Source organism: Subtercola sp. Z020 (genome assembly GCF_002931235.1).
Lineage (GTDB): Bacteria > Actinomycetota > Actinomycetes > Actinomycetales > Microbacteriaceae > Subtercola.
Genome location: NZ_PSTT01000131.1, coordinates 1 through 10000 on the forward strand (window position 1 = coordinate 1; position 10000 = coordinate 10000).

The following is a 10000-nucleotide window of genomic DNA, read 5'->3' on the forward strand; positions in this document are numbered from 1 at the left end:
TTGCCGTACTCGTAGTGGCCGTCGGGGGCCGGGGTCTGCGTCATCAGCGCCCACGCCTCGCCCTGGAAGCGCAGGATGCGCTCGGGCTCGCCGTCGGCGTCGCGCGGCAGGGCGACCTGCACTCCGCGGCTGGCCGGGTTGGCGCCGCGGAGGAGAAGGGCGTACGCGGTCGTCGGCTCGATCATCCACTCACCCTACGCGGGCGGGCCGCTCGGCTTCTCGCCCGGCGGCGAAGGACCCGAGGCGGGCGCGTGTGCGCGGAGGTAGGCGTTCACGAAGAGGTCGCCGCGGATGTCGCGGAGGCGGTCGACGATGCGCTCGACCAGGCCGCGCGTGACGCCGCCCGCGACGAGGTCGAACTCGCCGAGCGGCTGCAGCTTGCCGCAGCGCACGCGGATGACCTCCCAGCCAGCCTCGCGCAGCAGTCGGTCTTTGCGGCGGTCTGTCGCCTCACGGGTGCCAACGTGTTCGAGCCCGAACTTGCCGATCGTGTCGTACTCGATCGCGACCCGCAGCTCGGGCAGCACGATGTCGGGCCAGACCTCCCGGTGGGCGAAGAACGGGCGCCGCACGGCGACGGCGTTGGCGGCGCGGAGGTCGAGGTCGAGGCGGTCGGCAAGCAGCATCCGCAGCTCGCCTTCAGCGGCCGACGCCGGGCGGGGTGCGCGCCCGCTGTGGAACGCCTCCCCGGCCGCCTTCTGCAGCGTGGTGGCCGTGCGCGGTGCTGCCGCTCGCGCGGCAGGTGCCGCCGTCGGCACTGGGAGCGGCCGAGCACGCGTGGCGCCGGGTGCCCGGAGCCGGCCACTGGACCGCGGCGAATCCGCGGCGGCGCCCGCCGGAGACGGCGCGGCAGACGGAGACGACGCGGGGGCCGGAGCAGATGTGGCGGCGGGAGACGCCCGGGCGACCACCCGCTTCGGCGCCGCCAGCGCAAGGCAGTCGGGGCACCACGAGGAGCGGCGGCGAACCGTGCCCGGCCGGTAGCGCTGCTCCTCGGGGGTCGCCACGAAGACGTGCCCCATGTCGCACTGCCAGGTGAGGTAGACGTCGGCGGCGGGCGGTATCTGCGTGAGCGTGATGTTGCGGTTCAGATCGGGGTGGTACTGGCGAATGAGCACCGGGAACCGCTCCCAGTCGCTCCGGTACGACCCGATCTCGTAGGGCACGTCACGCCCTTTGGAGCGCCGTCGCCTGGCCCACCACGCCTCGATGTTCTCGGGCACGTTCCTCTCCTTTCGCACGCTCTGCCTCGTCACGACGCATGTTAGACCGAGCCGCCGACATGCTCTTGCGGCGGTGAATTAACTGAGTTATGTTCATCTCACTGATTCCTCGCGGAGTCATTCGGCCGGGGGCCGCCGGTGTCACAGCCGGCGGGTCGATCGTCGAATGGTCCGTCTGGAAGAAGGTCGCCCTTGTCCGTCTCGAAACCCCGCCGCCCGGTGGATGCGCGTCATCGGGCCGCGGCCCACCTCCGTTTGCGCACCTCCCGTCACCCCTCCGGCGCCGGTGTCTTCGCGGCCGTCGCAGTGACGGCAGCCGTCGTCGCAGCCCTCGCGACGCCGATGAGCGTCGCCCACGCTGCTCCCCTCACGATCGCCGCCATCCAGGGAACCGGCGCCGCCAGCCCCCTCGCAGGCACCGTCGTCACCACCACCGGTTTCGTCACGGCCGCCTACCCGACCGGCGGCCTGAACGGGTTCTTCGTGCAGTCCGCGGGCAGCGGCGGCGACCTCGATCCGGCCGCGCACACCGCCTCCGACGGGCTCTTCGTCTTCACCGGGTCGACACCGGCGAAGGTCACCATCGGCGACTACGTGCAGCTCTCGGGCACGGTCTCGGAGTACCAGGGGCTCACCGAACTGTCCCCTCCGAACGCTGCGGCGATCATCCCGCTCGACCGCACGGCCGTCGCGCCGCCGCAGCCCGCCCGTATCGCCTTCCCCGCCAGCGACGACGCCCGCGAACGGATCGAAGGGATGCTCGTGCAGCCGCTCGGCGACTACACCGTTACCGGGCTGCAGTCCTCCGCCCAATTCGGGCAGATAGAGCTGGCGACCGGCACCTCGCCCCTCCCTGCACCCACCAGCGTCGGAGCGGTCGGCAGCCCCGAACACGCCGCCACCGTCGCATCCAACCGCGCCCGCGCGATGTGGCTCGACGACGGCGCCAGCACCAACTTCACCTCCCCGGCCAGCACGTCGAAGCCCCTGCCCTACCTGTCGGCGCCGGTGCGGGTGGGGTCGGCCGTCACCTTCGCGAAGCCCGTCGTGCTCGACTATCGCAATGCCGCCTGGCGGTTCCAGCCGACCGCCGAGGTCACGGGTGCCAACGAATCGACGACGTCCCCCGTGCACTTCAGCGCGACCCGCACCAGCGCACCCGCCCCGGTGGGCGGCAGCATCCAGCTCGGCACCTTCAACGTGCTGAACTACTTCCCGACGACGGGCGACAGCCGAATGGGATGCACGTACTACTCCGACCGGGCGGGCAACCCCGTCACCGTGAACAACAGCGACGCACCCGGCTGCGGTGTGCGGGGCGCGGCCACCCGAGCCCACTTCGAGCAGCAGCAGTCGAAGATCGTGCGGGCGATCCTCGCCCTCGGCGCCGACGTCGTCTCGCTGGAGGAGATCGAGAACTCCGCGAAACTCGGGCTGCCGCGCGACCACGCGCTCGGCGTGCTGGTCGACGCCCTGAACGCGGCAGAGCACGGGTCGGACTGGCAGTTCGTCCCCTCCCCCACCGCCGTGCCGTCGACCGCAGACGAAGATCTGATCAGAACGGGGTTCATCTACCGGGCATCCATCGCCGAACCTGTCGGGCAGACGACGATCCTGATCGGCTCGCCCGCCTTCGACAATGCCCGGGAACCGGATGCCCAGGCCTTCCGGCCGGTCTACGGCACCTCTGACGAGACCTTCCTCGTGGTCTCGAACCACTTCAAGTCGAAGACGCCGACCGACGCGACAGGAGACAATCTCGACACCGGCCAGGGCGCCTACAACGGCGACCGAACCCGTCAGGCACAGGCGCTTCTGACATTCGCCGCCGCCACCGCCCGCGCCGCGGGAACCGACAGCGTCTTCCTCGTCGGCGACTTCAACGCGCTTGCACACGAAGACCCGGCCACGGTCATCACCGCCGGCGGCTACACCGACCTCGGGGCAGCGACCGGCAAGGCTTCGTACAGCTACAACGGCGAGTCGGGTTCGATCGACCACGTCTTCGCGTCGCGATCGGCAGCGACGATCGTCAGCGGCACCGACATCTGGAACGTCAATTCTGTCGAGGCGCCGGCGCGCCAGTATTCGGCCGCCAACGCCAATGTCATCGACCTCGTGAACCCGAAGGAGCCGTACCGGTCATCGGATCACGACCCACTCGTCGTCGGCCTGGCATTGCCGACCCACACGCCGCCGACGATCCCCTCGCCGGTGCCCTCACCCCGCACGACAGGAGCCACCCGATGAAACGAACGCTCGCCCTCACCCTTGCCGGCGCCCTCTGCCTCGCAGGGTGCGCCGGTTGGGAGGCATCGTCCGCGCCGGCCGCGCAGGCAGCGTCGACGGTGAACATCGATCTGCTCAGCATCAACGACTTCCACGGCCGGCTCGCCAAAGACGGGATCATCGCGGGTGCTGCGGTGCTCGCCGGGGCCGTGAACAGCTTCACGGCGAGCAACCCGAACACTCGGCTCATCTCGGCGGGCGACAACATCGGCGCGTCCACCTTCACCTCGTTCATCCAGCAGGACAAACCGACCATCGACGCGCTGAACAGCATGAAGCTGACCGCCTCGGCCCTCGGCAACCACGAGTTCGACCACGGCCGGGCGGATGTCGACGGCCGGGTGCGCGCGGCCGCAGCGTTCCCCTACCTCGCCTCGAACCTCTACGACTCGGCGACCGGTCGGCCCGCCTATGACCAGTACTCGGTGTCGGTCGTCGACGGCGTGCGGATCGGGTTCATCGGCGCCGTCACCGAGACGCTGCCGTCACTCGTGGCCGTCGACGCCCTGCCGGGCCTCGAGGTCCGCAGCATCGTGCCCGAGGTGAATGCGGTCGCCGACCGGCTCTCCGACGGCGACACGACGAACGGTGAAGCAGACGTGATCGTGCTTCTCGTGCACGAGGGAGCGGCCACCGCGAACATCGCGAGCTCGACGGATTCGTCGACGTTCGGCCGCATCGTCAGCGAAGCAGACGGCAACATCGACGCCATCGTCTCGGGTCACACCCATCAGAGTTACGCCCACAGCGTGCCGGTCGCCGGATGGCCGGCCGGGCTGCAACGACCCATCGTGCAGGCCGGCGAGTACGGCGAGACCATCGGCCATCTGTCTCTGGCGGTCGACAGCGTCACCCACCAACCGCATTCCCTCTCGGCCGAGCTCGTTCCGCTCACGAATCCCGACACCAGCCCGCGGTACGCACCGGATGCGGCGGTCGCCGGCATCGTCGCAGCCGCGGAGGCGGTGGCGGCCGTACGCGGCGCCGTCAGCGTCGGAAGCATCTCCGCCGACCTCAACAAGGCGCGGCAGAACGACGGCAGCGACAACCGTGGAGGCGAATCGACACTGGGCAACCTCGTTGCCGACGCGCAGCTGGACTCGACACGGGGCGTCGGTGCGCAGATCGCCTTCATGAACCCGGGCGGACTGCGGGTGAACCTCGGCTACGCCTCCAGCGGGCCCGGCGACCCCGACGGCAATGTGACCTATCGCGAGGCGAACAACGTGCAGCCGTTCGCCAGCACGCTGATCGCGCTCGATCTGACCGGCGCGCAAGTGGCCCGCGTGCTCGAGCAGCAGTGGCAGCCGACCGGCACCGGCCGACCGTTCCTGAAGCTCGGGGTCTCCCGCGGGTTCGAGTACAGCTACGACCCGTCGGCTCCGGCCGGTTCCCGCATCTCGCGAATGACCCTCGACGGTTTGCCGCTCAATTCCGCCGCGACCTATCGCGTGGTCGCGAACAAGTACCTCGCCGACGGCGGTGACAACTTCAGCACGTTCGCGGCCGGCACCAACCGGGCCGACACGGGCCGGATCGACCTCGACTCCATGGTGGAGTATCTGAAGCACAACCCGGCCGCCGGGCCCGACCTCGCGCAGAGGGCCGTCGGCGCCCACTTCAGCCCGGGTGTCGCCGGCGGCCTCACTCCCGGCGACTCCTTCACCGTCGCGCTCTCGTCGCTCCTCTTCAGCGGCGGGGAGAAGGCGGCGACGACCGTGGAGCTCAGCTATCGAGGGGCCGTGATCGGCCACGCCTCCATCGACCCGACCATCGTCGACACCACCGACGAGGTGGGGCGCGCGACCATCACGGCCACACTCCCCGGCGACGGCGACGCAGGCCCCGGCGCGCTGACGGTGACGGTGCCCGGAACGGGAACCGCCATCGACCTCCCGATCACGGTCAAGCCGACCGCCGTGCTCCCGGTCGGAGGGCTGACGGACGGCAACCGCAGCGCTTTCGCCGACGTCTCTGTCACCCCCTCCCCTGCGCCGGCCGGGTCCCTCGTGCAGGTGAACGTCCCCGGGCACGACGGCCGCCCGGTCACCGTGGTCGGCTACGCCCCGCAGCTCACCCTCACGACCGCCGCCGCCGTCGCCGGCGGCCGCGTCACCGTCCGCATCCCCGCGGGCTACGCCCCCGGCGCGCACCCCCTCGCGGTCTACGCCGGCGACGGTTCCCTCCTCGGCTGGACCACCGTCACCGTCACCCCCCGCGCCCGCATCTGACCGCCGCCCCGCCCAGCGCCGCGCTGCCCGCCACCGCGCCGGAGTCCGCCGATCCGCACCGCACCGCACCGGAGTTCGTGACGGCTGTCGGCGTCGTAACCGAGAAGCTGCGGCGACATATGCCCGTAAGGAGCCGCACATTGGCTGAGCTCCTCGGTTACGACACGTGCCGCGGCAGCACAGGTTCGGCCGCGTCCGCGGCGTCAGCCGGCGGCGGCCAGGGCGCGGATGGCGCGGTCGGCGGAACCGCCGAGGCCCCACTTCCCGGCGAGGGCGTGCACTGCCTCCAAGCGTTCGGGCGAGAGAGCGCCCAGGCGGGCGTCGGGTGCAGCAGCGGGATGCGCGGCGGCGGCACCGGGCGAGGTCGCGGCGGCGCCAGGGCCGGCGGCGGGCGGCACCGCCACCGCGAGGTCGCGCACAACCTCGACCACGCGCGGCGCCACCACGAGGTAGTCGGCGGCGGCGGTCAGCTTCGCGCGCACGGAGGCCGAGAGGGGGGAGGGCGAGGCGCCGGCCGCCGCCAGGATGCCGGCGAGGTCGCCGTGCTCCGCGAGCAGGGTCGCCGCCGTCTTCTCGCCGATGCCGGCCACACCGGGCAGGCCGTCGGAGGGGTCGCCGCGCATCACCGCGAAGTCCACGTACTGCGACGGCGTGATGCCGTACTTCGTGGTGAGAACGTCGGCGGTCACGAGCTCGAGCCGGCTCATCCCGCGCGCGGTGTAGATCACGCGCACGGGGGCCTGATCATCCACCAGCTGGAAGAGGTCACGATCGCCGGTGACGACATCGACGGGGCCGTCGGCATGGGTCGCGAGCGTGCCGATCACGTCGTCGGCCTCCATGTCGGGAGCACCCAGGACCACGATGCCGAACGCCTCGAGAACCTCCCTGATCAGGGGAATCTGTTGCGTGAGCAGAGGAGGGACCTCTTCGACGTCGAGACCGCCCGGCACGACGCGGGCGACCCGATGCTCCTTGTAGCTCGGGATGAGGTCGACCCGCCAGGAGGGGCGCCAGGCGTCGTCCCAGCAGGCGACGAGCGACGTGGGCGAGAAGTCGGCGACGAGTTTCGCGATCATGTCGAGCAGGCCGCGCACGGCGTTGACGGGCGACCCGTCGGGCGAGCGAACCGTGTCGGGCACCCCGTGGAAGGCACGGAAGTAGAGCGAGGCGGTGTCGAGCAGCATCAGTCGGCCAGTCATCTGCCGATCATCCCACGCACACGCCGCCGCCCGACACGCGCCACCCGCCCTGCGCGCCGCTCGCCGCCGCATACTGGAACCATGACCAGCAGCGCGCCCCTCGACCGCCCCCTCCGCTCCCTCGGGTTTCTCACCATCGGATTCTTCGACGAGCACGACCCGTTCGGCGGCCACGAGAGCACGCTGCAGATCATCGAACTCGGCGAGCGGCTCGGTTTCGACAGCGCGTGGCTCCGCGACCGCCACCTGCAGTACGGCATCTCCTCCCCCGTCGCCGTGCTGGCGGCCGCGTCGCAGCGAACGCGGCGCATCGAGCTGGGCACGGCCGTGATTCCGCTCGGCTTCGAGAACCCCTTCCGCCTGGCGGAAGACCTGGCGACGGTGGATGTTCTGAGCCGCGGTCGAATGAACCCGGGCATCAGCGTGGGTGTGCCGACCCACTTCGACGCGATCCGCGAGCACCTCTACCCCGACTCGGCCGACGCGGAGGAGTTCGGGCACGAGAGAGCCCTGCGGCTGCTGGCGAACCTCCGAGGGGAGGCGGTCAGCACGTTCACCGGAACCGAGGGCATCGAAGCGTACTCACCACGCATCCAGCCCTTCTCAGCCGGCCTCGCCGAGCGCGTCTGGTACGGCGCGGCCAGCCTCGCCTCCGCCGCATGGGCGGGCGAGCACGGTCTGAACCTGCTCTCGAGCAGCGTCGTGCGGGCCGAAGAAGACGACGACTTCGCCCGCATCCAGCGCGCCCAGATCGACCTGTTCCGAACGAAGCACCCGCACGGCGAGGCGGCGCGCGCCTCGCAGGGGCTCGTCGTCATTCCGACCGACAGCGCGAGCGCCGCGCAGGCCGCGAAGTACCACGCGTACGCCGCGAGCCGCTACGAACGAACGCTCACGCCGCAGGGGCCGGGGCGCATCCTGTTCGCCCCCGACATCGTCGGCAGCTCCGAGCAGATCGCGGATGCCCTGCTCTCGCATGCGGGCTACCAAGCGGTCGACGAAGTGGTCTTCGCCCTGCCGTTCTCGTTCGAACACGACGACTACGTGCAGATCCTGACCGACATCGCGACGCGCCTCGGCCCACTGCTCGGCTGGAGCGCCGGGGCGGCCTGAAGAGCCTGGGCGGATGTCGGCGGCCTCTGCCAAGCTGGGAGGCATGACAGCTGAGATTCCCGCCGACTACGTTCGGCTGCTCGAGGAGCCCTTCTACGGGTCGCTCGGCACGATCCGCCCCGACGTCACCGTGCAGGTGAGCCCGATGTGGTACCTGTTCGATGCCGAGACGCAGACACTGCGTTTCACCCACACCACGACGCGCGCGAAGTACCGCAACCTGATGCAGAACCCGTCGATGAGCCTCGCCGTCTTCGACCCCGAGAACCCGTTCCGCTACCTCGAGGTGCGCGGGCGGCTGATCGGGGTGGAACCCGACCCAGCGGGCGACTTTTACGTCGTGCTCGGCAAGCGCTACGGCAACCCCGACCAGGCCCCGCCGCCCGACTCCGCCGACCGCGTCATCCTCACCATGAGCATCGAGCACACGGTGCACCAGTAGGCTCCAGAACAGTATTCGGCACACTCACACGGGGGACCCTTTGGACGCGCACGAGATCCGCACCGCCTACCTGCAGTACCAGCGCGAGCGCGGGCACGTGCAGATCGAGCGCGCGAACCTCGTACCGCGGGGCGACGGCAGCACACTCTTCACCGGCAGCGGGATGCAGGCGCTGCTGCCGTACCTCCTCGGCGAGCACCACCCCGACGGCATCCGACTGACCGACAGCCAGCCGTGCCTCCGCGCGCAGGACATCGAGGAGGTCGGCGACAACAGGCACACGACGTTCTTCGAGATGCTCGGCAACTGGAGCCTCGGCGACTACTTCAAAGAGCACCAGATCCGCGCGTTCTTCGCCTTCCTGGTGGATGTCGTCGGGCTCGACCCGCAGAAGCTGGCCGTCAGCTGCTTCATCGGCGACGACGAGTACGGCATCCCGCGCGACGACGAGGCGGCGGCGATCTGGCAGGAGGTGTTCCGCGAACGTGGCATCGAGGCCGGCATCGCGGTCGTGGGCAGCCAGGCCGACGGCGACGCCCGGGGTGTGCTGCCCGGCGAGAAGATCTTCTTCTACGACTCCGGCGAGAACTGGTGGAGCCGTGGCGGCAGCCTGCTCGGCACGCCGCTCGGCGACCCCTGCGGCCCCGACAGCGAGGTGTTCTACGATTTCGGCCCCGAGCACCACGACGCGTCGTTCGGCAAGGCGCATCCGGCGAGCGACAGCGGGCAGTTCATGGAGATCGGCAACCAGGTCTTCATGCAGTACCGCCGCGAGCTCGACGGCTCGTTCACTCCGCTCGCCCAGCGGAACGTCGACTTCGGCGGAGGGTTGGAGCGCATCGCGGCCGCGGCCCTCGACACGCCCGACGTGTACCGCATCAGTCTGCTGTGGCCGATCATCCAGACCCTGACGACCCTCTCGGGAGCGTCGTACGACGAGAACCCGGTGCCGCTCCGCATCATCGCCGACCATCTGCGCGGGGCGGTGTTCCTCGCGGTCGACGGGGTGCGGCCCTCGAACAAGGAGCAGGGCTACGTCATGCGGCGGCTGCTGCGGCGGGCGATCCGCACGGCGTACACGATCGACCTGCGCGACACCTTCTTCGAAGAGGTGGTGGGTCAGATCGCCGACCTCTACCAGAACGACTACCCCGAGATCCGCGCGGCGCGTGACGAGATCGTCGAGGTGCTGCTGCGCGAGGAGAAGTCGTTCCGGCGCACGCTCGAAGCGGGCTTGCGGATGATCGGGGGCTTCGCCGGTTCGACGCTGACCGGGGAGGACATCTTCCGGCTGTCCGACACCAACGGCTTCCCGCGGGAGCTGAGTGTCGAAGAGGCCGGGCGGCTCGGTATCCCGGTGGCCGAGGACTGGGCGGAGGGCTACGACGCGGCACTCCGCGCGCAGCAGGAGCGCTCGCGCGGCGCCTCGCACCTCGGGGCGGCCGACCCCGCGTAGCGCGGTGCCCCCTGGCGCCCCGACCCCGGCGTAGCGCGCCGCCC

General features: G+C 70.6%; 8 protein-coding genes. 5 read left to right on the forward strand and 3 right to left on the reverse strand.

The features are described from left to right. On the reverse strand, positions 1 to 185 hold a 185-nt coding region (locus C5B96_RS16520), incomplete at its 3' end, for a hypothetical protein (RefSeq protein ID WP_146078231.1). A 9-nt stretch (positions 186 to 194) separates the two neighbouring features. Further along, positions 195 to 1223: a zinc-ribbon domain-containing protein gene (locus tag C5B96_RS16525; RefSeq protein ID WP_104246461.1), complete on the reverse strand. Its 1029-nt coding sequence runs from the start codon at positions 1221 to 1223 to the stop codon at positions 195 to 197. 192 nt (positions 1224 to 1415) lie between these two features. Here C5B96_RS16525 and C5B96_RS16530 point away from each other — a divergent pair, with 192 nt between their 5' ends. Both C5B96_RS16530 and C5B96_RS16535 read left to right on the forward strand, forming a co-directional pair. After that, complete coding sequence (locus tag C5B96_RS16530) at positions 1416 to 3473, forward strand: ExeM/NucH family extracellular endonuclease (protein ID WP_146078232.1); 2058 nt, start codon at positions 1416 to 1418, stop codon at positions 3471 to 3473. Further along, a complete protein-coding gene (locus tag C5B96_RS16535; protein WP_104246463.1) occupies positions 3470 to 5743 on the forward strand; it encodes a bifunctional UDP-sugar hydrolase/5'-nucleotidase in 2274 nt (757 codons plus the stop codon). Before C5B96_RS16530 ends, C5B96_RS16535 begins: the two co-directional genes overlap by 4 nt. 203 nt (positions 5744 to 5946) lie before the next feature. On the opposite strand, the gene C5B96_RS16540 is transcribed toward C5B96_RS16535, so the two are convergent. After that, positions 5947 to 6945 (reverse strand): 5'-3' exonuclease, encoded by a 999-nt coding sequence (locus C5B96_RS16540; protein WP_104246464.1) that lies wholly within the window; start codon positions 6943 to 6945, stop codon positions 5947 to 5949. A gap of 81 nt (positions 6946 to 7026) precedes the next feature. Here C5B96_RS16540 and C5B96_RS16545 point away from each other — a divergent pair, with 81 nt between their 5' ends. Genes C5B96_RS16545 through C5B96_RS16555 form a run of 3 tightly spaced genes read left to right on the forward strand, consistent with a single transcriptional unit; the run spans position 7027 to position 9956 of the window. After that, positions 7027 to 8058: an LLM class flavin-dependent oxidoreductase gene (locus tag C5B96_RS16545; protein WP_104246465.1), complete on the forward strand. Its 1032-nt coding sequence runs from the start codon at positions 7027 to 7029 to the stop codon at positions 8056 to 8058. Positions 8059 to 8101: 43 nt separating this feature from the next. Next, positions 8102 to 8500: a PPOX class F420-dependent oxidoreductase gene (locus C5B96_RS16550; protein WP_104246467.1), complete on the forward strand. Its 399-nt coding sequence runs from the start codon at positions 8102 to 8104 to the stop codon at positions 8498 to 8500. 40 nt (positions 8501 to 8540) lie between these two features. Continuing rightward, a complete protein-coding gene (locus C5B96_RS16555; RefSeq protein ID WP_104246466.1) occupies positions 8541 to 9956 on the forward strand; it encodes an alanine--tRNA ligase-related protein in 1416 nt (471 codons plus the stop codon). The last annotated feature ends 44 nt before the right edge of the window (positions 9957 to 10000 follow it).

Coding starts and splice junctions, on each gene's coding strand:
- C5B96_RS16535 (WP_104246463.1), top strand. CDS start 3,470: ATGAAACGAACGCTCGCCCTCACCCTTGCCGGCGCCCTCTGCCTCGCA.
- C5B96_RS16540 (WP_104246464.1), bottom strand. CDS start 6,945: ATGACTGGCCGACTGATGCTGCTCGACACCGCCTCGCTCTACTTCCGT.
- C5B96_RS16545 (WP_104246465.1), top strand. CDS start 7,027: ATGACCAGCAGCGCGCCCCTCGACCGCCCCCTCCGCTCCCTCGGGTTT.
- C5B96_RS16550 (WP_104246467.1), top strand. CDS start 8,102: ATGACAGCTGAGATTCCCGCCGACTACGTTCGGCTGCTCGAGGAGCCC.